The organism is Paraburkholderia sp. BR10923, assembly GCF_040948765.1.
GTDB classification, from domain to species: domain Bacteria; phylum Pseudomonadota; class Gammaproteobacteria; order Burkholderiales; family Burkholderiaceae; genus Paraburkholderia; species Paraburkholderia youngii.
In genome coordinates, this window is the sequence record NZ_JBFPKO010000020.1 from 124,737 (window position 1) to 150,989 (window position 26,253).

Annotated in this window: 23 protein-coding genes; 9 read left to right on the top strand and 14 right to left on the bottom strand. The window is 61.5% G+C overall.

Going from position 1 to position 26,253, the window contains the following annotated elements; genetic code table 11:
* The first annotated feature begins 327 nt into the window (after positions 1-327).
* The 3 genes from AB3X94_RS29855 to AB3X94_RS29865 are packed head-to-tail and all read left to right on the top strand — an operon-like array spanning position 328 to position 9,715.
* On the top strand, positions 328-3,852 hold the full coding sequence (locus tag AB3X94_RS29855) for a hypothetical protein (protein WP_176106371.1): 3,525 nt from the start codon (positions 328-330) through the stop codon (positions 3,850-3,852).
* Positions 3,852-7,964, top strand: a complete 4,113-nt coding sequence (locus AB3X94_RS29860; RefSeq protein ID WP_176106372.1) for a hypothetical protein — start codon at positions 3,852-3,854, stop codon at positions 7,962-7,964. Before AB3X94_RS29855 ends, AB3X94_RS29860 begins: the two co-directional genes overlap by 1 nt.
* 38 nt (positions 7,965-8,002) lie before the next feature.
* A complete protein-coding gene (locus AB3X94_RS29865) occupies positions 8,003-9,715 on the top strand; it encodes a class I SAM-dependent methyltransferase (RefSeq protein WP_368613472.1) in 1,713 nt (570 codons plus the stop codon).
* Between the two features lie 161 nt (positions 9,716-9,876).
* Here the strand turns inward: AB3X94_RS29865 and AB3X94_RS29870 are convergent, their stop codons facing one another.
* From AB3X94_RS29870 to AB3X94_RS29895, 6 genes are all read right to left on the bottom strand, one after another.
* A complete protein-coding gene (locus tag AB3X94_RS29870; RefSeq protein ID WP_176106374.1) occupies positions 9,877-10,905 on the bottom strand; it encodes a glycosyltransferase family 9 protein in 1,029 nt (342 codons plus the stop codon).
* Between the two features lie 622 nt (positions 10,906-11,527).
* On the bottom strand, positions 11,528-11,920 hold the full coding sequence (locus AB3X94_RS29875; RefSeq protein WP_368613489.1) for a tautomerase family protein: 393 nt from the start codon (positions 11,918-11,920) through the stop codon (positions 11,528-11,530).
* 349 nt (positions 11,921-12,269) lie between these two features.
* Positions 12,270-12,890, bottom strand: a complete 621-nt coding sequence (locus tag AB3X94_RS29880; RefSeq protein WP_368613490.1) for a sensor histidine kinase — start codon at positions 12,888-12,890, stop codon at positions 12,270-12,272.
* 117 nt (positions 12,891-13,007) lie between these two features.
* Entirely contained in the window at positions 13,008-13,718 is a 711-nt protein-coding gene (locus AB3X94_RS29885; protein ID WP_176106376.1) for an LrgB family protein, read from the bottom strand.
* On the bottom strand, positions 13,705-14,055 hold the full coding sequence (locus tag AB3X94_RS29890) for a CidA/LrgA family protein (RefSeq protein ID WP_246391878.1): 351 nt from the start codon (positions 14,053-14,055) through the stop codon (positions 13,705-13,707). Before AB3X94_RS29890 ends, AB3X94_RS29885 begins: the two co-directional genes overlap by 14 nt.
* A gap of 93 nt (positions 14,056-14,148) precedes the next feature.
* Entirely contained in the window at positions 14,149-14,781 is a 633-nt protein-coding gene (locus AB3X94_RS29895; RefSeq protein ID WP_176106378.1) for an isochorismatase family cysteine hydrolase, read from the bottom strand.
* A 256-nt stretch (positions 14,782-15,037) separates the two neighbouring features.
* On the opposite strand from AB3X94_RS29895, the gene AB3X94_RS29900 reads away from it, so the two are divergent.
* Entirely contained in the window at positions 15,038-15,616 is a 579-nt protein-coding gene (locus tag AB3X94_RS29900) for a TetR/AcrR family transcriptional regulator (protein ID WP_176106379.1), read from the top strand.
* 398 nt (positions 15,617-16,014) lie between these two features.
* On the opposite strand, the gene AB3X94_RS29905 is transcribed toward AB3X94_RS29900, so the two are convergent.
* Genes AB3X94_RS29905 through AB3X94_RS29920 form a run of 4 tightly spaced genes read right to left on the bottom strand, consistent with a single transcriptional unit; the run spans position 16,015 to position 19,850 of the window.
* Complete coding sequence (locus AB3X94_RS29905) at positions 16,015-17,016, bottom strand: NADP-dependent oxidoreductase (RefSeq protein WP_176106380.1); 1,002 nt, start codon at positions 17,014-17,016, stop codon at positions 16,015-16,017.
* Between the two features lie 6 nt (positions 17,017-17,022).
* Positions 17,023-17,886 (bottom strand): alpha/beta fold hydrolase, encoded by an 864-nt coding sequence (locus AB3X94_RS29910; RefSeq protein ID WP_176106381.1) that lies wholly within the window; start codon positions 17,884-17,886, stop codon positions 17,023-17,025.
* 42 nt (positions 17,887-17,928) lie between these two features.
* Complete coding sequence (locus tag AB3X94_RS29915) at positions 17,929-18,717, bottom strand: SDR family oxidoreductase (RefSeq protein ID WP_176106382.1); 789 nt, start codon at positions 18,715-18,717, stop codon at positions 17,929-17,931.
* A gap of 50 nt (positions 18,718-18,767) precedes the next feature.
* Positions 18,768-19,850, bottom strand: coding sequence for an alkene reductase (locus tag AB3X94_RS29920; protein ID WP_368613491.1), 1,083 nt, complete (start codon positions 19,848-19,850; stop codon positions 18,768-18,770).
* A gap of 130 nt (positions 19,851-19,980) precedes the next feature.
* Here AB3X94_RS29920 and AB3X94_RS29925 point away from each other — a divergent pair, with 130 nt between their 5' ends.
* On the top strand, positions 19,981-20,610 hold the full coding sequence (locus AB3X94_RS29925) for a TetR/AcrR family transcriptional regulator (protein ID WP_368613473.1): 630 nt from the start codon (positions 19,981-19,983) through the stop codon (positions 20,608-20,610).
* On the opposite strand, the gene AB3X94_RS29930 is transcribed toward AB3X94_RS29925, so the two are convergent.
* A complete protein-coding gene (locus AB3X94_RS29930; protein WP_368613474.1) occupies positions 20,567-20,944 on the bottom strand; it encodes a hypothetical protein in 378 nt (125 codons plus the stop codon). The two genes, AB3X94_RS29925 and AB3X94_RS29930, sit on opposite strands and share 44 nt — an antisense overlap.
* A 551-nt stretch (positions 20,945-21,495) precedes the next feature.
* Entirely contained in the window at positions 21,496-21,894 is a 399-nt protein-coding gene (locus AB3X94_RS29935) for a DUF2971 domain-containing protein (protein WP_368613475.1), read from the bottom strand.
* Between the two features lie 36 nt (positions 21,895-21,930).
* Here AB3X94_RS29935 and AB3X94_RS29940 point away from each other — a divergent pair, with 36 nt between their 5' ends.
* Positions 21,931-22,422: a hypothetical protein gene (locus tag AB3X94_RS29940; protein WP_176106386.1), complete on the top strand. Its 492-nt coding sequence runs from the start codon at positions 21,931-21,933 to the stop codon at positions 22,420-22,422.
* Positions 22,423-22,604: 182 nt separating this feature from the next.
* Positions 22,605-22,847, top strand: coding sequence for a hypothetical protein (locus AB3X94_RS29945; RefSeq protein ID WP_368613476.1), 243 nt, complete (start codon positions 22,605-22,607; stop codon positions 22,845-22,847).
* 53 nt (positions 22,848-22,900) lie between these two features.
* Here AB3X94_RS29945 and AB3X94_RS29950 read toward each other — a convergent pair whose 3' ends face one another.
* Together AB3X94_RS29950 and AB3X94_RS29955 are read right to left on the bottom strand one after the other, a co-directional pair.
* Positions 22,901-24,010 carry an SDR family oxidoreductase gene (locus AB3X94_RS29950; protein ID WP_246391880.1) on the bottom strand — a complete coding sequence of 370 codons (1,110 nt, stop codon included), beginning with the start codon at positions 24,008-24,010 and terminating at the stop codon, positions 22,901-22,903.
* Positions 24,011-24,069: 59 nt separating this feature from the next.
* Complete coding sequence (locus AB3X94_RS29955; protein WP_368613477.1) at positions 24,070-25,008, bottom strand: MBL fold metallo-hydrolase; 939 nt, start codon at positions 25,006-25,008, stop codon at positions 24,070-24,072.
* Between the two features lie 201 nt (positions 25,009-25,209).
* On the opposite strand from AB3X94_RS29955, the gene AB3X94_RS29960 reads away from it, so the two are divergent.
* Positions 25,210-25,635 carry a CBS domain-containing protein gene (locus AB3X94_RS29960; RefSeq protein WP_368613492.1) on the top strand — a complete coding sequence of 142 codons (426 nt, stop codon included), beginning with the start codon at positions 25,210-25,212 and terminating at the stop codon, positions 25,633-25,635.
* A 158-nt stretch (positions 25,636-25,793) separates the two neighbouring features.
* Positions 25,794-26,246: a PPC domain-containing DNA-binding protein gene (locus tag AB3X94_RS29965; protein ID WP_368613478.1), complete on the top strand. Its 453-nt coding sequence runs from the start codon at positions 25,794-25,796 to the stop codon at positions 26,244-26,246.
* The last annotated feature ends 7 nt before the right edge of the window (positions 26,247-26,253 follow it).

Here is a 26,253-nt window from a genome sequence, read left to right on the forward strand (position 1 = left end):
GATGACGAACAACAACAAGGGAGTGGCTGCGTTCCGTGCGACCCGGCCGCTCCAGCGGCATCTCATCCGGTCACGTTTGCTGCGCCATATCCGCCCTTCCCGCCGTATCCGCCTTACGCTCCTTATCCGCCCTATGCTCCATACGCACCGTACCCACCGCGCGTTCAACCGGTTTGCGTCGTCCCTTCGGAGGCCGAACCATGCGAGTCCGACACGGAACGTGAGAATGAGTTGCAAACGGGCGAAGGTGAACCATGTGGTGAGTCGGGGCCGCTTGTATTTCCAGCGAGCATCAAGGTGCTGCGTCCGGATGATTTGCTGGTCCTCATGTTGCGCTTTTCTGGCTTCGCGTTCCTGGAGAATCCGCCGCGTCTTGACCGTACCGCGAGCGACTCCTATATAGCCGTAGAGTTTCCGCCGCAAAGTTTTGGAGAAGAGGCGTTCCTGCAAACGATAGGGCAAGACGCCGAGGCCGCCGGCCAGCAGGAAGTCACCGCCGACAAGAATTATCCGCCGCAGAACATTGCCGGCACTGAAGACGCCGTGCCCGGCGTTCTGCCGGTTGCGCGCGTCCGGATGGCCGCAGCGAGCCGGATCGTCGTGTCGATGCCCGACGAGCAATCGAGCATCGCATTCGATTTGCCGACGATTCTTGGGGCGCTGCGCGACTGGCCCATGCGGCGCGCAAGCGGCGCAGTCCCGGAACCGTCTGGAGGGCAAATCAGCTTTGACTGGATCGGGAAGCTGGTCCGCGATCCAGCGCTCGTCAGCCTGAAAAATGAGACATCCGGGTTCCTGAGTCAGCTCGCCGGCAGCGCGCCGGAGAACGCAGCGTCGCTCACCAATGCGATCGCGCAATCCGGGATACAGCTCGCGCAACAGGCGGTGAGCATGTTGTCTGGCGCGTCGACGACGTCTGGCAATGAATCCGCGCACGTCACTGCGGTATTGCGGCAAAATCTTCTGAGTTCGGCGGCCGCGCTTGAACAGCAGTATCCGGCCCTGCGCGGTGATGCGGCGCGCACGGCCAGCCTGACCGCTCTGTCGATGGCCGCGCTGGAGTCGTTCAGCGTGTTCGGTCAGGCAAGCCCAGGCGCCGTCACGCGCTTACCCACGCTGCCGTTCTTCACGTTGCTGCTCGGACCTCAGGAGCCGCCAGACAGCGTGACCGCGCTCGAACTGCCCTACCGGGTGATCACATCGCCACTCGAACCGGCGCGGTGGGCGCACAGTATCACGCCAGTGACGCGAAATGGTCACACAGAGTTATGGCATACGCGACTGTCGTCTGGTTCATCAGGTACCGGTCCCGGCGCGCCTGGCCGCATGCGCGCGATCTGGTCGCCCGACTATAGGCCGCAGTCGGAACTTCCCACGCTCTACCAGGTGATCAGCTTGCCAGGCCCTCCGCCCGGCCGTCCCAATCCAGATGTGATCCGTATGAGCCTGGATCCGGTGGACCGCTCGATGCTCGTTACGCTGATGGCGGGCTTCGACGCGACGCCGAGCAAGGGCAACAGCTACAGCCCGATCGGCAGTGAGGCCAAGCGGCTGCATCTGTCGGCGCTTGGTGCGTTGCTCGACGCAGAAGGCAACTGGGAGGTCAGGCCAGAAGGTATCGACCTCGAGCAGTGGCGACATTTGGCATCGCTTGGGCGCGATCACTATGTGCGTGTTGTGTATGCCGGCTTTCTCTGTCCGTTTGGCCACGCGGCCTCGCTCGTCAAGGTGACCGAGCGGCGCTTCGAGCCGCTCGGCAAAGATGGGCCCGGGCGCATCGCTGTGTTGCGACAGCGATTCTTCCTGCTTGTCCGTCAGCAGCGACGGAGTTACGACGGCACGAATTCTCCAAATAACGGGCGAGACTTCCCGTTCACGAGCGTCGAGATCCTGACGCGCATCACGCCCGACCTGATGGACCCCGGAGTAGTTGGCACCGCGAGTCACGTGGCGGCCGATCCGACGGCCGGTGATCCCTACCAGAACCCAACCATCGAGGCGCGCATGCTGTTCTGGCCGATGGTGCCAACGAGCGACCCGAACAACCCGGCCGACGTGATGTTCGACATTGCGGCGACGGATCTGGTGGGCAACCGCGTCACCTTCTCGATGCCGCTGATGTTCGTCGGCGATCCGGCAAACCAGAACACCAACACCACGAGCAACCTGATCGCGGCCTACAACGCCGCGCAGCCCGAACCGAAGTTGCGCACGTCGCTCGGCGGCAGCGTGGTGGCCTACGCACCGGGCACCGACGCAGACAAGGGTGACACGAAGCTCCCCACGGCCGATATCACGCTGCACGCCGGCCCGGTCACTGTCCATGACAACACGAACCCGAATTTCTATCCGCAAATATATCGGGCGAACGTGGGCATCAAACCCGTGCAGAAGTTGCTCGGCAAGCCCGGCTTTATTTCTGAGGTGACCTATCCGAAGTTTTATTCCGAGAACGGCTTTGACGCCACCGCCAACGCCGGACAGGTCTTCCTGCAGTTCACGAGCTCGCAGGCGCTGAACTTCGGTGGAGGTACGGACCAGGCGAAGAGCGATACGCTCGGCGCGCTGGCGAGTCCGCAGATGAATCTGCTCGGCCTGTCGAAGCTCGCCGGTCCGGTGGCAGGGAAGACCGCGAGCACCGCAGACCAGGTCCTCACGGCTCTCGGTAATGTGAAGAACTCAACGTTCGACCCGACAGACTTCTTCAACAACGCGACGCTGCTCGGCGGGATCGACCTCGGCGCGATCGTGCAAAAGAGCGCTTCTCTTGCGGGCGAGGAAGTCCCGAAGATTCTATCGCGGGACTTCCCGGATCGCGTCGAAGCGAGCTTCGACTGGAGCACCACGGTGGTCGGCAGCGATCCTGCTGGATTGATCATCCCGCGCGCCGACCCGAGCGGACCGGACACGCGGCTCGTGATGAGTGGCATCGTGACCACGCCGATTCAGTCTGCGGCTTCGCCCACCATTCAGGCGAGTGCGACGTTGAACAACTTCAAGGTCAACCTCTTCGGCTTCATCATCCTCTGGTTCGAAAAGCTCGAGTTCAACGCAAAGCGCGGGCAGAAGCCCGACGTCTCCGTACAACTGCGCGACGGCCAGGACGCGGTGACCTTCGGCGGCCCGCTCGAGTTCGTCAATGCATTGCGGCAGGTCATTCCCGGCAACGGCTTCTCCGATCCGCCGGCGATCCAGGTGACGCCAAGCGGAATCGGCGCTTCCTATTCGTTGACGCTGCCCACGATCGGAGTCGGCGTGTTCGTGCTGTCGAACGTATCATTAGGCGCGAGCTTCAGCCTGCCGTTCGACGCCACCCCGGCGCGCGTTAACTTTTATTTTTCGCAACGCGAGCACCCGTTTAGCCTGGCGGTGTCGATGATCGGCGGCGGTGGCTTCTTCGGCATTGGCATCTCGTCGGCGGGTGTAAATGAGATTGAGGCAGCGCTCGAGTTCGGCGCGATGGTCGCGATCGATCTCGGCGTCGCGTCCGGCAGCGTCGAGATCAAGGCCGGCGTATATTTCCATTGGCTCGAACCGACACCAGGCCAAGGCACGGTTGAGCTTGCCGGATATGTGCGCATTCACGGCGAGCTGTGCGTACTCGCACTCATTTCAGTGTCGCTGACTTTCAATTTGCAACTCGGCTACCAGAAAGCCGGCAATTCATCCATTGTATACGGCGAGGCGCAGCTCACCGTCGAGATTGACATCCTCATGTTCAGCACGTCCGTCTCGGTGCGTTGCAGGCGGGAATTTGCGGGCAGCGCCGGAGATCCGAAGTTCATCGACCAGGTCCCTAACGAACAGGTCTGGGCCGACTATTGCGACGCGTTCGCCGTGGAGGCGGTCTGATGGCCCAGCAATCGTTCGTTTTGACCGCGCTGCCGAATGGCTACAGCGACGATGGCAAGCAACTGCGGCTTTCGGTCTTTCTCTCTCCAAGGCTCGATTGCGAAAGTGACCCGAAGAGACTCGACAGCTTCGCCGACTGGCTCGACTGGCCGAATTCGCTGGCGAAGGGCAGCCTGAAGGTGTCGTACAACCACAAGAGTGTATCGGTGGCGATGGGCGGCGGCGGTTCAACCGACCGGCTGGACCCGACGCTAGGCATGCCCGATTCCGCGGTCTGGCGCGCACTCTTCCGTGCCGATCTAGGTGTCCGGAGCTACAGCTTCACGGACTACTCGAAGCACACCATCAAAACATTCGACGCGACCGATCTCGGAAATCGCGTGGCGTCGCTCTATGGCGACCTGGCCGCGAAGGCAGGCGACAACTTGCCGCCCGTCTCGGATTTCGTCGACAGCCGAGACTGGGGCGAATGGATGACGGCGGTGTTCTTGCTGGATGAGATCGACGGGGACATTCCCGGCCCCGACTCGCGCGAATTGAACTTCGCGCTCCAGCAATTCAGTGACTTTCATACTCCCCTCGCCCCGGCTGCGCGCCGACAAGTGACGCGAACGGATGACCCGCGCATTAAGGCCGCGTGGAACGAATATGTCAGTCCGCCAATGCCGAAGCCCGATGAACTGGCGCAACAACTGGAGTTTCATCAGATTGTCGCGTCCATGGGCTCTTACCCGACCTTGCTGCGAAAGCTTGGTCTGGTTGTCGATCTGCTTCTCTCCAACGACTTCAAGGCGTCGAATGAAGCCGACCTGTCGGTGCAGCTCGTCTTTCCGAAGGGCGCCCTTGCCACACACGTCGCTGGCCATGCTGCGCCCGTCACGCGCACGCTTCTGAGCGCCAAGTCCTTCGAAGCCACGTCCGATCCGGGGGCGAAATATCTGGTGAAAGACGGGTTGCTCGATCTCGATGCGAAGCGCTTCACATTACTGCAAGCGGACATCGACAGTGCAGGACTGAAGGCGATGAATTTTGCCCGTTCGCTGCTGCGCCGCACGGATCCGGATGCGCGCGTTGATCCCGTCACCCGGCAGGAAGACGCGATCGGCGCGCCGGCACTGAGGACGGCCGGACTGATGCTCGTGGAACGCGAGCGCGGCGACTGGTTGTCGAGCCGTCTCGCTGCAAACAAGGACCGCAACGCTTCCCTCGAGAATCAGATAGGCGGTAGTAAGTCCGATAGGGTTCCTCTGCATGCCGAGGACCTGGTGCGCGGCTATCGCTTCGACATCTGGGATGCGACGACGGGTGCCTGGGCCTCACTGTGCCGCCGGACTGCGACCTATTCGCTAGGCGATGGAAAAGTGACCGTGCAGCCAGCGGCGGGCGAAGAGGAAAGCACCATCCGGCTCGCCGCCACGACACCACCCGACCCAGCGAGCACCACCAAGGTGCTCTCGCTGCACGAGGCCCTCATGACATGGCACGGCTGGAGTCTCGCGGCGCCGCTGCCCGGGCAGGCTATCCTGCCCAACGACGCAGTCGATCAGGCACCGGACGGTACCCAGGCGGACGTGCCGCCTGGTGTGCAGCTCACTTCGCGCTTTAAGGCGGTGAAGGCCTCACTGCCTCGGCTACGATTTGGCCGCCGCTACTGGATCAGGGCGCGCGCTGTTGATCTGGCCGGTAACTCATTGCCGTTCCGCACTGGTGACTTTGGCTCGGAGCAACCTGACGCGCACGCGCAGACGTATCTTCGCTTCGAGCCGGTGGCCGCGCCGGTGGTTGGACTGTTGTCGGACGGCGGCGCGGTCGAAGCGCCGGCGGAGGGCGAATCGATGAACTGCATGGCGATCCGCAGCTTCAATGACACACCCGCGGATAGTGACACGCCGTCCGCACAGCAAGCGCATCGGGCCGCGCTGCCGCCGCGCGTGAGCGCGCGCGACGTCGAGCATCACGGCATGCTCGATCACGCAGGCCGTGTCGATCCCTCTACGTTCACGATGCTCGCGCATGACAAGGATCGAGACGCGCAGGATCCCGATGCGGTGCTGCGCGAGGTTACGCTACCAATGCAGGGGCCGTTGGGCGGATCGCCCTCCGACACCACCTTCGCCGTGTACGAAGACGGGAGGGCGATGACCTATCTGCCTGATCCATATGCGGGCACCGTCGCGGTGCGCATATTCAGTCATCCGAACATCGCGGACGACGAGATCATCCTGGTCCCCTTCTACCCCGGTGGCGCGTGGCCCGAGGCACAACCTTTCGTCATCGAGGTCTTTGACGGCGGGGCGGCGAAACCGTGGTTCGATGCGGCCAGCCGCCGCCTGCGCGTGCCTCTTCCCAAGGGCGTGCGTGCACGCATCAGGCTGTCGTCGACGCTCGATGACGCGTCACTGGCAAATATGGGCATCTTCGGGTGGCTGAAGGCATTCGACCAGAACGCGCAGCGCACGCGGGCGCTTAACGGACAACACTGGATGCTCACGCCAGCACGAGAGTTGACGATCGTGCATGCTGTGCAGCGCCCCCTCGTGGCGCCCGACATTTCGCTCTTGCAGATCATGAAGCGCGATTTGGGCAGCACTTCCGTACGACCGATGATGCTCGTGAACTGCTCGCTCGCTACCACCGATCGCCTCGACCTGCTGGCCCGCTGGCATGAACCTTCGGACGATGGCGCGGCGCCGGGCGACCGTCAGCGCGACGACGTCGCATTCTCCGTGAAAATTACAGACAGTACGGACTACGCGAACGTCCAGGACGGTAACCCGGGCGGCGGACATCCCGAGCACAGCATTGCCGGAGCGGACCTCGTCGGCATCAACGCGCTTCTCAAGGGCATCCTGCCCAAGTCGCACGAATTTCACGACACTCGCTATCGGCGGATCGAATACGCGTTTGACGCGACAACCCGGTTTCGCGAATTCATGCCCGCCGCGATCCTGACGGGCCAGGACGACTCCGGCGCGACGACGACCACCGACGAGCACATCAAGGTGAGCGGATCGAGCAGCGTGAGATGGATACCAAACTCGGCACCGCCTCCCGTTCCCTCGTATCTCTACGCAGTGCCGACCTTCGGCTGGCGCCGTGACGAGGATACGGACGGCCACGCGGTCAGCGAACGACGCGGCGGCATCCGCGTGTATCTGGACCGGCCGTGGAACGTTTCTGGTTATGGGGAAATGCTCGCGGTGGTGCTGCCGCCCGCGGACTTCACGGGCGACCCCGAAAGCGAGCCGAACGGCCATCCTCTCAAGCGCTACGCGACCTTGTGGGGTAACGACCCGGTGTGGGATTCGGCGCTGGTTGCGGGCATTGGCCCGCGGCGGGGCGACTTCCCGCTCGCGCGCTTCGCGCCCGATGCAAGCGGCAAATGGCTGCCACCCGGCGCCCCGGCCACCGAGGCCGATCAGCGGCCGGGGACGTTCAAGGCAACGGGCTTCAATCCCCCGGGCGTGCCAGCCGGCACGCTGAAGCTCGAGGTCGCGCCACACGACGTCTTCTGGGATGCCGACCGGCAACTGTGGCATTGCGACATCGAGATTGCCGCGACAGGCTCCTACTTCCCGTTGATCCGTCTCGCGCTGGCGCGCTACCAGCCGATCTCGGCGGACGAGGCATGGCTGTCGGGAATCGTGCTGGCGGATTTTCTGGCGCTCGCGCCGGGCCGGTGGGTGGCCATCGCGGCGACAGAGCCACGCCAATGGCAGGTCACCGTGTCCGGTACCGGTTACGCGAGTTCGAGTGGATGGCAGGAGGCAAAGAGCGAGTCCGCCGCAGCCGACGTCGTGCCTGCAAAAACCAGCGTGATCGAGGTCTGGGTCGAGCGGCTGGAGCCCCGTCTCGGCGACGATTTTGGTTGGCAGTTGCTGACTGGCGCCGTCGTGACACCAGGCGCGGGCGCGGCTGCGACGGGCGCGCCCGCGCAAGTTCTCTGGAACGGGCAAGTGTCGGTTCCAGAGAAGGACGCGTGCGGGCATCTAAGGCTTGTCGTCGCGGAATACGAGGAATATGTCGTCGACGGCGCGAATCCCTATGGCAAGGTGCCGACGCGCAAAGGACGCCGCATCGTCTTCGTGGAGCACCATGCTCTCAAACTCTGAGCTTGCTGTCATCGATCAAGCATTCCCGAGGCGCAATCATGGATCAACAAACGTGGACCGAAGAGACGCTGCGTAATGAGATCCGCCGCTTACGGAATGACCTTGCGCGTCTGCGCGACATGGCGACCGCGACGGGTTCGTCGGAACAGGCGGTTCTATCGAAGCCGGGGTGGGAACCGCATCCGCATACCGCCGGGGAAAACCTGGTCCGGTATGCTTTTGTCACCGTAACGGACTTTAACTTCTTTCCTGGCACCCTCGCTACGGTCAACAGCGTACTTGAATTTCAACCGGAGGCGGACATCTTCATCGTTGTCAACGAAAAGTGCCCGCTGAGCGAGGCTCAACGTGAATGCCTCGCTGCGGCAGCACGCGTCGTGCTCATGGACTCCTCGCAATATAGCGCCGCCGGACTTTACGTGAACGCGTGGGAGTTGAAAGCGTACGCTGCTTGGACACTTGCCGAACACTACGACTACGATGTGGTAGTTGGCATCGATTCCGACTGTATACTTTGCTCCAACGTCGACGCGGAGATTGAGCGTTGTTTTGCAACCGGGAAATTTCTCGGGGGCCGGGACGGTGATGGCGCGGACTATGACGAATCGTACCGTGTATACGGTATTGAAACGCCCGCGCGTAACCAGCGCTATATGAGTACCTCCTTATATTTTTGCGCGATTACAGACGCGAACAAACGCGTGTTGCGCAAGTGGGCACAATGTTGCAATGCGGCCGATTTCAATGCGAAAGGCCCGTTTCCCGGTCACGGTGACCAAGGCGTGCTCAACGCTGTGCTTTTTGCTGAAAACGCCCCTGATCGCGTCGAGTTGCTTGATAACGCGTTGTGGAGCCAGCACTGGGTGTACTGGGATTCAATTTTTGACTATCGCGACGGCCTCTTCATTAACCTCACGGCTGGCCGCCTTGCGCAACGCTCCTTTCACTGCGGCGGCGCCGCCAAATTCTGGTCGCGTGAACATGCCGACGAGGTGAGCGGCACGCGTTCGCTGCAGACGTATCCGTACGTCTGGTACTTGGCGATGTTCTGGTTCGGCCAATGTTCAAATTGGTCTAGGGATCCCTTTTTGCTCATACCTCCCAACAGTCACCATTTGCCGGGCGAACTACTTCATTTCTGTTCCCAGATCATGCAGGTCTACCCACCTGCGCGAACAAGGTGGGAAGGGATTACGGATGCGTTGATCGATCGTGTACTCAATGGCGTTCCACGCGCGATGTCACTCGGCGGCGGTAGTATGAGTGAAGTCTTCGAACTGGTCTCAAACCGTCGATCCATACACCGATACGTCGAAATAGGCTGTTACGAAGGCGGGTCGATTCTTGCACTTGCGATGCGCTTTGCCAACCGTGACATCGATTTTTACGCGGTTGAATCGTTCATGGGAAACATGGACGGCTCGATGGATGGTTGGCCTCTGCCATCAAGGAGGCGGTTTATGGACAATCTTGCACGGTACCCGACTTTGCGCGTGACCTCCGTGCCGGGACATTCGGGGCTAGCAGCCAATCTGTTCGATGATGCGAGCATCGACTGCGTGTTTATAGATGCATGCCATGAAACGTCCGCCGTGCTCCTCGATATCGACGTCTGGAGGCCTAAGCTCAGGCCAGGAGGATTGATCTGCGGCGACGATTACGGGTGGGACTCGGTCCGTGAGGCCGTCCAACAACGCTTTACGCGCGTGGAGGTGAGTCCTTCCGGGGCCGTGTGGTGGACGACGCCCTGATGTTCTGCGTGGCGGCCTAGTGGCCGGAGTTTCTCTCCGTTACTTAGATCCGCTGACGGGCTCTGGCGTAGCTACGACGCACCGGTGGATTACGCGCATCACGCGGCTCTACGGGCTACTGTTTCTTGACAGAAGGATGCGAACCACGGACGGAGCGTTCCTTAACGGCTATGCGACGCGTGCGCGTTCTCGGCGCGCCCGTGCGTCAGCGCGCTCAACCATTGGCCCGGATGCGCCAGATACGAAACGGCACCCCCCTCGAAGTAAAGCTCGATGGCGCGAATCACATCGGATGCTGTCACCATGTCAAGACAGCGCGGCAGGTGGCCGACAACATCAACGCAGAGATTCTGGGGCAGGTCTTTCTCGTCACCGTCGCCGATCGGTGTGACGCGCGACCTCCAGCAGCCGCCGTCTGCGCAGCACTGCAACGCGCCCGCGCGATGTATGAACTGATGCGTCGGGTACGCCTCCCAATGCGTGGGCTCACGGCCGCCCGCGACAACCACGCACGGTCGCGACGGCGGCATGCCCGGCTTCGTTTCGACGGCCGCGGCGAGATGCATCAGTAACGTCACCGGGCACAAGACGCCCTGAGCGTGATAGACGAGCCTGACCAGCTGTCGAAGATCGGTGCGCCCCCGCAGGTCGATAATGTTGCGCAAGGGCGGGTGCCGGTGTCCGCCTTCGCCGACCTGCACGAACAAGATGCGACCGCGAAAATGATCGACTACCTGCTGATAGCGTTCGCGATCCCACCACTTCGCTGTGTAATCGGGCTTGCCGCCTGAAACGACGATCCAGAAAGGCAACGCCTCGCCGACGATCTCCTCGACTTGCGAGTACCACCGCTTTTCCTGGTCAGACACGTGGATATCGCCATGGAAACAAGCCGGCCGGATGTCGAGTCCGAGCCTCGCGTTGAGAAACTGGCTGAAACCGTGGATGAAGTGATAGGGAAGCTGATTACTCCGGTGGATCAGCGGATACTCGCAATCGATCACTTCGACATCCGGATCGTCCTCGTTGAGCGGCGTAATCCAGGGATTGTGTTCCCACAGCGCCGGACATGGCGTGCGGGTGTCGGTAAGAAACTGGCCCGGATAGCAAAGATGCAGGTCACGCAGGGCGGCTGTCAGCATCACGATGTCGCCGGGAGACTGCATGTTGCGCAGGATCAGTCGGCGCATTGGAAGTCCCTCAAAGGCGATGCCGATAGGGTTTGGACATGGCGAGCGTCTAAGCCGTTGCGACCGTCAAGGCAAGGCGTCACTTGCTCCATGCGGCGGTCCGATCTATTTGCGAAGATCATGACTGACCGACGCCTCCAGACGATCGGCCGACCGATGAAATAGTAGCCTTTGCCTCGTCAAATGCAAGAGGTAATTCTTGATTGCCGTTCGCGCGGAGCACCCTGAACGCGGCCGTCGATTGATCCGCAGCCAAATGGCCCGAACCGAGCGAGATGCGCGTTGCTGGCTACGCGCAGCACGCAGGGCTGCCCGCGATTCTGCCGCTACAGAATCACCATTGCATAGTGGTGGTGCTGTCGAGGGATGGTAGAGCGCTGACCGTTGGTTACGCGAATCAATGAGGTCGTTAGCATCCGAGCGCTTCCAACGGATGCGCGGTACGGCCCCGGCGGCGCGCGGCGAGATCTCCACGTCCTCTCGAAGGCAGGTCTTTCAGTGGATTACACGGTCGAACGCCAAAGAGGGCCATGCGACCTTCTGCGTTGCACGGCGCAGACAGCAATGCTTCTTCCGAAGGCGGGCGCGACGCCCGCCACCACGGTCACTATCACCAGCTACCTTACTCCTTGGGCGCGTACTGCATCTCGCCATTGCCGAAGGACCAGTTTTCCTTTGCAACGTCTATCAGACTGATCCAGATGTCCTCCTTGCGCACCCCCGCCTTCGCATGGATTCCGTCAGCGACCGCCTTGTAAAAGGCTTTCTTGACGTCGATAGTGCGGCCCGCGTTCCAGGTGACCTGAATGAACACGATTCCAGGAGAGTATGAGATGCCGAGATATCCATCGGCCGGATACACCAGTTCGTCTAGCGCGTGGCGAGTAATGATCTGGAACTTATCGTGTTGCGGGACGTTGGCGACATTGATCATCGCCTCGTACACGGTATCGCTGATAGCGCGAACAGCCTCGGGCGAGGCGTCCTTTGTCAGATTGATTCGCACGAGTGGCATTTCTAGAGCTCCATTGACGAAGTTGGCTCGGTTGCCATGAAGCGCCACTTCGAAGTCGGCGGCGTTCAGTACAAACGAGGTTAGGCTACTGCATATGTTCCCGCCGAGGAAAGATAAGTCAGTGGTCAAGAGTCGCACGAGCATTACCTCGACGATGGGGGCGGACGAACTGGTGATCAAACGCCGTCTGCGAGCGTCTTGTCGGCTCTACCTATTTGAGGCGAGTCGTTGTTGCACGTCAGCACATCACGCCGAACCACAACGATTCACTTACCATTGGCGCTTGCTTCTATTACCGGCAAACGACACTGAAATGTCGCGCCGTGCCCGGCGTTGTCGGACGCCCATATCATTCCCGGTGTGCTTCGACGATTAAACGGCAAATCGCCAGACCTATCCCCATGCCGCCGCGCTTCGTCGTGAAAAAGGCATCGAACAGCCGGGATGCATGCTCCGGGGCAATCCCGGTGCCTGCGTCGCGCACGGAGACGATCACGAATCCGCCGGCGTCCAGACGCGATTCGATCAGAAGCTCGCGCGGGCTGTCGGCGATGTCGGCCATAGCCTGGATACCGTTTAGGATTAGGTTGAGGAAAACCTGCTGAAGCTGAATCCGATCGCCAAGCAGTGGCGGCAGACCGGGGGCAAGCCGCAGTCGCAGCGAGACGCCATGATTGGACACCTCCTGACGAACGATAGGCGCCACGTCGTTCACTTCAAGCCGTGTCTGCTGCGGTGCGGATGCAGTCGCGAGGGTGCGAATGCGCTGGACGATTTCACTCGCGCGCCGCCCATCGTCGATCATGCTCTGCACACAGGCCGCTGCCTTCTCGAATTGCGGTTCCTCGCGCTTGAGCCAACGGAGGCACGCCTCCCCATTCGTGACGATCGCGCCGAGCGGCTGGTTTACCTCATGGACAAAGCACGCAAATAGTTGGCTGGGTGGTTCAGGATGATTGCCATCTTCCATATCGTACAAGCCCTCCTTGGCTGACGGATGACGAGGTGTCGAGAAGCAGAGCAAGCAGACTGGTAGCTGCGCAGGAGAGCGAACGCGCGGTGAATCGTCACTGCGCGTTCGTCATCTTCAACTCGAAACAGACTGCAGAAGCAGGGCGAGCAGCGGCGAAACGGCCACGTTGAGCAGCCCGCTGAAAATCATCACCAATCCGGCGACCGATCCTTCCTCTCGTCCAATCTGATACGCCTTCGCGGTTCCCGCTCCGTGCGCGCCCATGCCGAGGAACGCGCCGCGCGCGAGACTCGAGCGCACCGGGAGCCACGAGACCATCGCGTCTCCAACGATCGCTCCGACGACGCCCGTCGCCACCACGAAGAGCGCCGTAAGGCTCGGAATGCCGCCGATCTCATTCGATACGGCCATCGCGAAAGGCATCGTGAGCGATCGCGGCAAGAGGCTCAGGCGCAAGGACGGATCGAGCTGAAACAACGCCGCGAGTCCGTATGACGTCGCCATTGCAGTGATCGATCCGGCGATAGCGCCGATAAGGAGGATCGGCCAGTAAGCGCGGATGATGGACCGCTTCTCATAGATCGGCGCCGCGAACGCGACGGTGGTCGGACCGAGCAGCGTCACGAGCCAGCCCGTTCCGCCGATATAGTGCCGATATGTTTCATGAAGGCGCACGATCAACGTGATGAGCAACAGTGGTGTGACTGCAATGGGCACAACCCAGATGCGCGGTCGGCGTCGGTAGATCTGCTTCGCGATCCAGTAAAGACCGATCGTTGCGATCGACCACACGAATACCGCCGGCGCGCGCTCAAGGACGGACATGACGCGTCCTCCAGTGATAGAACAGCTCGACGGTCAACGCCGTGACCGTCATGACCGCAAGCGTGCTGAGAACGACGATCAGCAACAGTTCCGCGCCCAGGCGTCCGATAAGCTCCGGATGATCGAGTACAGAGACGACGGCCGGCACGAAGAAAAGCATCATTTCGCCCACGAACCATTCCGCACCACGACGCAATGCGAACAGGCTGATGCGCCGCGTCGCCAACAGGAGCAGAGCGAACGCCATTCCCACGATCCCGGCTGGCACAGGGAGCGCTAGCAAGTGCACGACACCAGTCGCCGTCCACCATGTAGCGGAAATCAGCGCAATCTGCATGAGCCGGCTCTGGCGTAGACCGCGCCTCGCCGCCAACTCGATTGTTCGGGCGCCGATTACCGGCGCCGGCTTGGGAATCGTGGACATGACGGATCACCCCTGCTGATTGCTGCCTTTCATCGCCGCCACGACTTCGGCGGTGGCGAGAATCTCGTGCGCGTAAGTGGGCCCGTCGATATTCATCGCGGCATGAAGCGCTTCATGCGAGCGCGCGGAAGTCGCATCGCGCACCAGCGTGACGTGATAGCCCAGTTCCATCCCGATCCGGGCGGTCGCTTCGAGGCACGTGTTCGCGAGCAAGCCGATCAGGATGATCCTCTCCTTGCCGTGACGCTTGAGTTGATGATCGAGGTCCGTGTTCGGAAAGCCGCTCGACGCCCAGTGCTCCGTCGCGACGATGTCGCCAGGCTGAACCTGAAAGTCGTCATGAAACGTTCCGCCCCACGTGCCCTTGGCAAAGGCCTGCCGCTCGGACGCGCCCAGCTGATAAGGCGATGGGTATTTCCAGTTGAGGTAATCGCCCGGCTCCCATCGATGATGCGGAACGTGATAGATCGCGATCCCTGCTTCACGCGCAGTCCGCACGATGGAGCGAAGGTTCTCGTGCATGTTGTTTTCGCGTGCGATGTCCTTGACCCAGGGGAAAAGCTTGCCTCCCTCGCTCAGGAAATCGTTGTACAGATCCACGCACAGCACGGCGGTGATACCAGGTTCGTAAGTGGCCATTGAATACTCCTTGTCGGATCGGGATGCACCACCGACCCTGCAGCGTTGCATCGCTCGCGCAAAATACATGTTATGCGTAATCTATTCTATGCGTGGCTCACGGGGTTTAGCAAGGTAGAAGATGATGTTTTCGGCTATCGGATCGTCTGGCCCGCATGTCGGAACGAGTGTATTAGAATAGAGGTTGCACAACATCTAACGCCGTCAGGCGTCCAACTGGTTTTTCCAGATTTTCGCGGTAACAGGAGGTGTTTCGATGGGACGTTCAAACCGGGAGCAGGCGGAACAAAACCGGCAGCGAATCGTAGATCAGGCAGATGCAGCGGTGCGCGGCGGTGGCGTGGCCGCTATCAGCATCGCCGAGATCATGGCCGGCGTAGGAATGACGCAAGGCGGGTTCTACAACCACTTCGAATCGAAGGACGCCTTGATTGCCGAGGCCTGCTCGTCTGGCTTTGCGCGCTCTGTGCAGAACTGGAAAGCAAAGGCGATGTCAGCGAGGCAACCGGTTGCAGGCGCACTAAAACGCCTCATTTCGTATTACTTCACTAGGAAGCCGGTCGAGCAGGGTTGCCCGATGGTGGCGCTCGGACAGGATGCCGCGCCCCATCACGCAAGCGCGGCTTTAAACAAGGCGTACCGGCAAGGTGTCGAGGAACTGTTCTCCACCTTCGTGGAGATCGCACGGGCAGACCCGGCGTGTCCGCTCTCGGAGAAAGAGCTGGTTTTCGGATTTGCTGCGATGGTCGGCGCGAACATGCTTTCGCGGGCGACGGGAGACAAGAAGTGGTCTGCCGGAGTCGAGCAGGGGATCTTCGAGGCGCGGACGCGCTAGCTGATGACGGAGCGTCCTCAGCGTGCGGCGATGGTCCGCCGCCCGCGAGTCACACAGGCACGGCTTTCCGTTTCGGCCGTTTGACTGCCTTCTTCGCGGCGGCCTGCTCCGCTTCCTCCCATGGCACGAATGAGTGGATTGGTTCGGCGAATGACCGCTGTGCTTCCAAAACGCGACGCCGAGTCACTTGGGATTGAACGGCTCCAACGGGTCGACTACAGCCGACCGCATCGGGCGGCAGTCGGGCCAACAAGCGTCATTCGCTCGCGCTTTTGCCCGGACGTTCGGGCGTCGGCTCTGCCCTCTAACCGGCCATCCGATTCTCCATGAGCCTTAACCTGGTCACCCGCGTCTTCAGTCGCCAGGGCAAGCTCCTGCACAGTCAACCGTTTGGCCACTCACTTGATCTTCACGACGACCTTGCCCTTCGCGCGTCCCTGAGCCAAGTATTCAAGCGCTTCCTTCGCTTGCTCGAACGAAAAAACCCTGTCGATCACCGGACGAATGTGTTCCGACTCGAGAAGTCCTCCAATTTCGGCGAGTTGGGCGCCGTCGGGACGGACGAATAGAAATGAGTAGGTGACGTCCCGTTTTCTTGCAAGGCGCATGATTTTTCGGCTCATCAAGCCGAACACGAACGTTAGAAAGAAATTCAGGCGTCGTGCGCGTGCGAACGCTGCGTCCAACGGACCGATGAGCGAGACAACCTTGCTCCCTGGTTTGAGAATGCCGATGGCTTTCTCGATCGCATCGCCTCGCAGTGTACCGAGCACCACGTCGTAGCCCCGCAGCACTTTTTCGAAGTTCTCCTTCTTATAATCAACCACCTCGTCTGCGCCCAGCGTGGTGACCAGTGGGACATTACCCGTGCTGGTGGTCGTTCCTACCTTGGCACCGAGGTACTTTGCTAGCTGGATCGCGAAGGTACCGATACCGCCCGACCCCGCAGGTATGAACACCTTCTGGCCAGATCGAACATTGGCACGCTCCTTCAATGCTTGCCACGAGGTGAGGCCAACCATCGGAACGGAAGCGGCCTGCACAAAGTCGAGCTTGGCCGGCTTCGGTGCGGCAACGCTTTCCGGCACCGCCGCGAATTCGGCTATCGACCCTCTGCCAAGATCGAAGAGACTGGCAAAAACGGCATCGCCCGCCTTGAAACGCGTCACGCGACTGCCAACCTCAACCACCACGCCGGCAATATCGCTGCCTAGCGTGGCTGGTAATTCGAACTTCAGGACGGGCTTGAACGTGCCCGCCGGAATCATGTTGTCGATTGGGTTCAATCCGGCCGCGTGGACCTGCACCAGCAACTCATCCGCCTTTAACGTGGGGCGTGGAACGTCGGCGAACTCGATCTCAGGTGATCTGCCATAGCGTTTGAATGTGAGTGCTTGCATGTTGCTTTAACCAAGGTAGGGTGCTGCCAGGAACGCCAGCGCCTTCGACACGAAGTCAGCGTGATATTGAAAGATGCCGCCGTGCCCAGCGTCTTCGTAGATGACCAACTGCGCATGGGGAATGCGGCGAGCCATGTCGAGACTCAGTGAGGTGGGCACCATGATGTCGTTGTCGCCATTGGCGATCAGGACTGGCATGCGCAGGCCGGCGAGCTCCTGCGGCACCTGCTGGCCCCAAGCCTTGATCGCCTTGAGCTGGCGCGAGAACGCGCGAGGTGTCGGTCCCCTGTCGCGATCGGCGCGGCGCTCCTTCAGTCTTTTCAGGAAGGCGCTTGCTGCCTTCCGGCCGATGGCCGTAGCGGTGAAGAAGAGATAGGTCTTGGGGTCGCGTAGCGTCAGGAGGCCCTTGAGTATCAGCGGCCACGACACCGCACCGACACGATCGATGCCCTGACCGCCCGCGGGCCCCGTGCCGGTAAGGATGAGCTTGCGCACAAGGGCAGGCGCCTTCAGGGCCACGTCCTGCGCCACGAAACCGCCAAGCGAAAAGCCGAGCAGATTTACCTGATCGAAACCCATCGCGCGGATCACCGAGATAGTGTCGCGCGCCATCTCGTCGACGGTCACCGGCGCGGTGCCGCCGGACAAACCGATTCCGCGATAGTCGATGGCAAGAATGTGATGCTCACGAGCCAGGCCATCTACGATGCGCGGGTCGAAGTTGTCCAGCACGGCGCCCCAGTGGTTGAGCAGGACTAGCGGGGTACCGCCATGCTGTCCCAGTTCCCGATAAGCGAACGTGGTTCCGCCCGCCTCTACGAGCTTGGTCTGAGCGTGGGCATAAGACGCCTGCAGCGCTTTGAAGTTCATGGTCGATTCTCGTCGGGGGTGCCGCCCCGGTCATTGTGGCGGTCAGGCTTCGGGCCGATAGCGTTCGGCCGCCTGGGCTTGTCGAATGTCCGATATGAGCCCTTGACGCGCGCCATCCAGGGCCTCCCAGCGCCCGGCCACGTGCAGCGGCGGGATAGTCACTAGTTCGCGGCGATCGAAGCCGACCAGTGCCGCATCAACCAGTTCGCCGACTTCCATCACCTCGGGAAGCGTATTGACGTCGATGCCGGCGCGTCGCCAGATCTCCGTGCGGGTCGCCGCCGGAAGCACCGCCTGTACGTAGACGCCGTCAGGCGACAACTCCAGGTTCAGTCCCTGCGACAGGAACAGCACGAACGCCTTGGTGGCGCCGTAGATCGACATGCCGAATTCGGGCGCGAAACCCACCACCGAGCCAATGTTGACGATCGCGCCAGTACCAGACTGCACAAAGCGCGGAGCGACCGCGGCTGCGAGCCGCGTCAGCGCCGTGGCGTTGAGCGCGATCAGACGCTCGATGCCCTCGGCCGTCTGCTGGACGAAGCCGCCTGACTGGGCCATCCCGGCGTTGTTGATCAGGATACCTATGCGAGTGTCGTCACGCAGGCGAGTCTCGACCGTAGCCAGGTCAGCGGGCTGGGTGAGATCGGCCTGCAGCACCTGGACGGCCACGCCGCTTTCTTCACGCAGGCGCGCGGCCAGCGCATCGAGGCGCGCCTTTTCGCGTGCAACCAGCACGAGGTCGTGGCCGCGGCCGGCGAAGCGCTCGGCGTAGATCGCGCCGATGCCAGAGGAGGCGCCGGTGACGAGCACCGTCGGAAGCGTGGTCATGGTTTGTTTCCTTTGTAAAAGAGGTTCGACACGGACGCTGGCAGCGCGCGTCAAGCGGTGATTGAGGGGTAGTCGGTATAGCCCGCAGCGCCGCCACCATAAAGCGTGGCGAAGTCCGGCTGCGCGCGCTGCGCGCCGGTCTTCAGGCGTTCGACCAGATCGGGGTTGCTGATAAAGGCGCGGCCGAAGGCGAACAGGTCTGCCTTGCCCTCGTTGAGTCTGGAGGTGGCGAGTTCGAGGTCATAGCCGTTATTGGCCAGATAGGTTTGCCTGAACCGGCGGCGCATCGCGTCATAGTCGAACGGTGCGACATCACGCTGGCCGCCGGTCGCACCCTCGACCACGTGCAGATAGACGATGCCCAGCGCGCTGAGCTGCCCGGCGATGTAGTCGTACTGCGGCTGAGGATCGCTGCAGGAAATGCCGTTTGCCGGCGACACGGGCGAGATGCGCACCCCGGTGCGGTCGGCGCCGATTTCTTGCATCACGGCGGCGACGACTTCCAGCAACAGGCGCGCGCGATTCTCGATCGAGCCGCCGTAGGCGTCAGTGCGCTGGTTGGCTCCGTCCTTGATGAACTGCTCCAGCAGATAACCGTTGGCGCCGTGGATCTCCACGCCGTCGAAGCCGGCTGCAATGGCGTTCGCCGCGGCCTGGCGGAAGTCGTTCACGATGCCCGGCAGTTCGGCGAGTTCCAGAGCGCGCGGTTCGGAGACGTCGGCAAATCCGTTGTTCACGAAGGTCTTGGTCGCTGCACGAATGGCTGACGGTGCGACTGGCGCGGCGCCGCCCGGCTGCAGATCGATGTGCGCAACGCGGCCGACGTGCCAGAGTTGCGCGAAGATGCGCCCGCCCCTCGCATGCACAGCCTCGGTGACCGTGCGCCAACCGGCGATCTGCTCGGGGGTGTACAAGCCGGGGGTGTCCTGATAGCCCTGCGCCTGCGCCGACACCTGAGTGGCCTCTGTGATGATCAGGCCGGCCGAGGCGCGCTGCGCGTAATAGGTCGCAGCCAGCTCGCTGGGCACCAGCCCCACGCCGGCGCGGTTGCGGGTCAGCGGCGCCATGACAAGGCGATTGGCGAGGGTAAGACGGCCCAGGGTGTAGGGCTCGAAAAGCGTCTTGTCGGTCATGTTTGCGTCAGGTTCGAGGTTGGGAACAGGACCAATGATGACGATCATAATCAAAACTGTCAAGGTTTTGATGACGATCGACATCAATGTATAATGAAGCCTTCACACATGAACCCATCGTGGCCAGACCATGAAGATCACCAAGGCACAGGCACAGGCCAACCGTGAGCACGTTGTCGAGACGGCGTCGCAGCTGTTTCGGGAGCGCGGCTACGATGGGGTCGGCATTGCCGATCTGATGGCCGCCGCCGGCTTTACCCACGGCGGCTTTTACAAGCAGTTCGGCTCCAAGGCAGATCTGATGGCGGAATCGGCGGCGTGCGGAATCGCGCAGACCGTGGCGCTGAGCGTGGGTGTGGACGCGCCTGAGTTTGTGCGGTACTACCTTTCTCGCGAGCACCGGGACACCCGCGCGACCGGTTGCACGATGGCCGCACTGGGCGGGGATGCCGCGCGTCAGCCGGAAGCAGTTCGCGCCACCTTCGCGGCCGGCATTGAGAGCCTGCTGACGGTGCTGAATCCCGAGAGTAGTGCGTTGAACGGTGAGGACACACGCCTGGCGAGAGCCAGGTCCCTCGACATACTGGCGCACGCGGTCGGTGCCATTGTCATGTCGCGCGCCTGCCCGGACGATTCGCCGCTGGCCGACGAAATTCTTGCGGTTTGCCGCGACCAGATTCTGGCGTCAATGGGCCCGTCGTCGACCGCAGGCGAACCTACGCCCAATCACGGCAGCGGCACGTCGGCAAGGCCCGAATAACTCCGTTACCGGCGGCGAACCGGATGTCGGGAAGGCCTGCGAAACAACGCACAGCAGGTGGGAGCACAAGATCGCGAGCAGCGGCGATCCATGTCAACGGGATCAGAAAACTGGCGAACGGGTTGCCGACGCCGCCGCCGAACCTGTCCGTCAGCAAGCGGGCCCAGTTGATCACCGAAGCACTGGCACTGGACGTCGCGACAGACACGATCGCCCGAACGGCCGTTGTACCTTGGAAGCCGTCGGCATTGAAGTCGACGATGCCCTCGATATGGCAGAACAGACCAAGGTCTGACCGCAACATGGCCGGCGAGCGGACGCTTGCCTGGGCCACAAGCTGCCGCTCGGGCAATGCACAAAGCCAACATTCCAATGGCCGGTTGTATTCGGAATCCGCCAGCTGCGCGAGCTATCAGGACAGAGATCGTTGATTGTTCGGACGGGTGAAATAAAAGGGACGCAAGGCGTCCCTTTTTGCTTTGGTGCGCTTCCTTGTCCCATGCTATGTCGTCCAGCAAAGATCCCAGGATACTTCCAGCCTCCAGGATGTGGGTCCATCGCAGTGTCGTCTTCCGATACCGGTCGCGCGACCGCTGGTCTATGGCAGCAGATGCCTTGCTACTTGGAATTGCCATGACCGGCCAGGAGGACAGGCAGGTTAAGCTGCTCAGTGATTTTGAACTGCTTGAACGCCAGCCGATCGCGACGTCATGGCCTAAATCCCCGATCCACTCCGCTACTCCCCGTTGAGAAGTTTCGTTGCGCACCCCAATGACCACTTCCCGCAGCATTAGATCCTTGCCAAAGTCGACGTAGTAATGGCCATCAGTGTCCTGATCTCGCAGTTCTCCCATCACTCGGTATTCGTTCTCGTATCGCCAGGTTTCAAATTTCGTCAGGAGCATGGCCTTTACTCATGTCATGAGTAACACCGGCATTGGGCGCCGAGAGATCGATGTCAAAGTCGAGGCGGTTCGGCTCATAGCTAACCCGCATAGCCAGACTGTCAGGAACGTCGAACCCGAGACAGACGCCGTAGTGTTTCGCGCCATAGTGCGCCCATATAACCGGATTCTGCCAATCAGTCGAAAAGCAGATCACTCCCCGTTGCTTTAACAGATGGTCGCGCAATACCTCGGCGACCCTTCGATGCGCGCGGCTCGGTAGAACGTGAGGTAACAACTCGAAAGGATCCTTGAGTTCCTCAAAAAGCGAGATTTTCAACCTGCGTTCGGCGATACTCTTCTTCGCCCGCTTTTCAGCCGTCAGGTAGTAAAGCCGCATAGTTGTTCCGAGCGTAGCAAGTCCGTGGATTGTAGCGTGTCAACGATGAACTCTATTCAGATGAACCCCCAGCGGTACATCGCGATTCTCAGCGAATACGATGCGATTCTTGCTCACGCACGCGCGATGTCGGATCGTCTGGCGGGACGCTGCGTCAGCGAGAAACATCTGTCGTACGCTGAGACCATCTTTACGAAGCTGCTTTGCCATGCGTGCAGTCTGCAGAAGCTGGGGCCCATGCTTCAGCCCACATCGGGGCCAGAACTTTGGGATATCGGCGCTGCGTGTGTGCTCGCACGCACGTTGATCGAGGCATTTGACGCCTTGACTTACGTTAGCCTTCACCCCGTTCCCCCCGTCGAACGCGAATTACGGATTCTGGCCTGGGAGCTACATGATCTCACGGACCACTCGACAGCGAGAAGAATGCTTCGATCAATGCCGGTCACGCGGCACCTCTCCGCGGCCGGGCCATTTCCGACGGATTCTGCGCGCTCGGCCAGCGCCTTGCGCCACAGCGCGATTTGATGGCTTGAACCGCCTTTTTCGTCTGTCCCGTGGTGTCACAAATGGTCAAAGCGCCAGTACGCTGGATTTCTTCTCGCGCCGCGGATACCGGTCTGTCCGAAACGCAGCCGTTACGAACACACATGGGCGCTAGCAATCGGCGTACCGTCATACTACTGCAATCGACGAGCGTGACCTGGTCCATGTTGACTGAATCCCTGGCAATCCCGACTGTTATCGTTAATGGGACGCCGATCGAAGTAGACAAATATCTGATGGCAGCGCTCTGGACCGCCGACGGTGCGCATGCTTCGGTAATGGACGTCGCCCAATGGCGAGAGCGCCTTCGTGAGCGCGGTGATGATTTTGCCTCTCACGAAGCCGCCTGCTACTACTGGCTTTGCGAAAATCAGGCCGGTTGCCCGCCGTGGGCATACCCGAAGTAGAAAACGGCGTGTTCCACGCATCGCGCCGCGCAGCGATCCCTTGGCCCTCACGCTCACGGCGGACCCTCGCCGCCCGTCGCGCCATACACCTGCCCCGTCACATAGCTCGCGCGCGCCATCGCCAGCGCCACATAAACCGGCGCGATTTCCGCAGGCTGACCCGGACGTCCCATCGGTGTGTCGGCGCCGAACTTCTCGAGGTTCTTCATCGTCTGGCCGCCGCTGACCTGCAGCGGCGTCCAGAACGGACCGGGCGCCACCGCGTTCACGCGGATGCCGCGCGAGATCATCTGCTTGGCCAGCGACTTCGTGAAGTTCGCGATCGCGGCCTTCGTCATCGCGTAGTCGAGCAGGTTCACCGACGGATTGTAGGCATTGACCGAACTCGTGTTGATGATCGCCGCACCTGGTGGCATATGCGGGATCGCAGCCTTCGTGATCCAGAACATGCCGTACAGATTGGTGCGTAAGGTCCAGTCGAAATCCTCGGTGCTGATGTCGAGAATCGAATCGTGGCTGTGCTGGCGTCCCGCATTGTTGACGAGGATGTCGAGGCCGCCCATGCCGTTCGCCGCGCGATCGACGGCCTGCTTGCAGAACGCTTCGTCGCGAAGGTCGCCGGGTATCGCGAGCGCTTTGCGACCCGCGCCGCGAATCAGTGCCACTACCTCGCGCGCGTCCGGCTCCTCGGCGGGCAGATAGATGATGGATACGTCTGCGCCTTCGCGTGCGAACGCGATCGCCGCCGCGCGGCCGATGCCCGAATCGCCGCCGGTGATCAACGCCTTGCGGCCCGCCAGCAGTCCGCTGCCGCGATAGCTGGACTCGCCATGATCGGGACGCGGCGTCATGCGGCTCGCAAGGCCGGGCCACGGCTGCTGCTGATCCTGAAACGGCGGGTGCGGATACAGATCGCGCGGATCATTTAGCGCCGCGTTCGCGTCGGGAACGGCAGGCGCTGCGGGTGCTGCGGGTGCGTCAGCGGCTTGGCTACCCGGCGCGCCGGGATCGGCTGCGAGCGCGTTTCCGGCGAAGACCGCGGCCAGACCGGCCGCGGCGCTTTGCACGACCTTGCGGCGCCCGTGGGACACCTGGTCTGCGGGCGTGTTGTTTTGCGCTAACGACTCGCGGCCAGGAGCGCTCGTCGATCGATCGTTGGACATGGGCTTCTCCTTCTTCGATGTGCCGACGATCGAGCAAGCCTTATGCCCTTCCATGTCTTTCATTTCCTACGCGCGCGTAAGCGGTCGTCACGCGCCGCCTCCCGCGCTGGTCTTTTCACTCGACCTTCGTTTGCGCAATCGACGATCACACCCACCGAGCGATCGTCGAGAAGCGCCACGTACCTTGCAACCGAATCGGCCACCGCCCGCTTCGCATCGCGCTCGATCTCCGCATTCGCGAAACTGCCGTATACGGCGTCGTACGCTTCGCCGTCGAGCGCTTGTTCGATCGCGTGCACGCAGTTCGCCGACAAGGGCAAATAGTTTGGATAACTGTACATAAAAGAAACGTGCGAGCGTCCCGGCGTGACCTGCAGCACATCGCCCGATAGCAGCACACCCGCGCCGTTCGACCAGTGCATCACGGTTGCACCCGGGAAATGTCCGCCAACCCGCAACAGCGTCGCCTCGTCATTCAATGCGATGCGCTCGCCGGACCAGTACAGCAACGCGGGATCGTCGCGCATCACCCATTGCCTGTCGGCGTCATGCAGCCAGACACGACAGCCGAAGGCTCGTGCCCATTCGACCATCGTCGCGTAGTAATGCGGATGCGAGATCGCCACTGCGCTGAGACCGCCCAACGCATCGACGATGTCGACCGTGGCATCGTCGAGCAGCGTAACGCAGTCCCATAGCACGTTGCCGGCAGCGGTGGTGGCCAGCAGCGCACGCTGTCCGATCGCGAATGGCGGTTGCGTGCGAACCTCGTACAGGCCAGCGCGTAGCCGCTTGAAAGCGTTTGCGTGCTTGACGCGCAGGCTCGCGAGATCGGTCCAGGTCTGGCCTTCGCGCGGCACGAACTGACGAACGTCGCAACAGATCGCACATTGTCGCGGCGGTGTGCTCGACGGTGGATACTGCGTGCCGCAGGTCGGGCAGACGGGGCTCTGCGCGCCGTCAACCTGGTTGCGTGGATTCCGTTTTACGTTATGCATGACACTGTCTGTGGGCGGCGTGGACTTCGGGCGCGGCGCTTGACTTGCAGCGGCTGGCACCGAAGCAACACACCTTAGAACCCATTTCTGGCATGACACGAATAGGTCGCCGCAATGCCCATACCCAAACAACCAACCGCTTTTCTGGAATGGCCCGTGCTGCGATTGAAACTACAGTTCAACCTCGACGAGGAGCAAACCATGACCTCAGTAGCACAAGTAATGACCCGCGACGTCGCCACGATCGGCGCAGCGCAAAGTATTCAGCAAGCGGCGAAATTGATGGACGAACTGAACGTCGGCTCCTTGCCGGTTTGCGATGGCGCCAACCTCCTCGGTATGGTGACGGATCGCGATATCGTCGTGCGCGCGATCGCTGCAGGAATGTCGTCCGACGCGCCGATCGAGGACATTGTGAGCGGCCCGGTCAACTGGTGCTTCGAAGACGAGGACCTCGACGTAGCCCAAAAGAAAATGGCGGATGCGCAGATTCGCCGGCTACCCGTGGTGGATCGGGAAAAGCATCTCGTCGGCATCATCGCGCTCGGGGACCTCGCAACGACTGCGGACGGCGGCACTTCTTCGACGCTTTCCGCCGTATCCACGCCTTCGACGCCCGACCGCTGACGCGTCATTTGTCGCCCCGGCAAGTTGCGCGGTACTCACGACTGTCCTGAGTGCCACATGTGTTTGCAAGATGGGCCACGCACGATTCACCCGGCCCTTTGTAAATTCGGGAATCGCAGAGTGCACATAGCAGACGATAAAGACAGAGGAGAGCCAACATGAAATCGAAGCTGCTGGAGACCGACGCCCAGGGTGGCCGCACCTACGTGGTCGTCTTCGATACGGGGGAGGAAGCCGTCGGCGGCCTCAAAGCTTTCGCTGGCGACAATGGGATCGAAGGCGCCCGGGTCAGTGCGATAGGCGCGCTGCAGTGCGGCGTCGTCGCATGGCTCAACTGGGAAACAAAGACCTATGAGCCGATCTCCGTGGACGAGCAGTGCGAGGTGATCTCCATCCTGGGCGATGTCGCCAAGGGAGACGATGGCCGGCCATCGCTGCATCTGCACGGACTCCTTGGACTAAAAGGCGGCCGCACCGTCGGCGGCCACATTCAAGAACTGCACGTGCGTCCGACGCTCGATGTCATGCTGGTCGAGGCACCAGCCCACCTGCGTCGAACGTCCCACAGCGAGCTCGGCGGGATCGCCTTGATCGCGCTGGATACAGGTTGATCGCTAT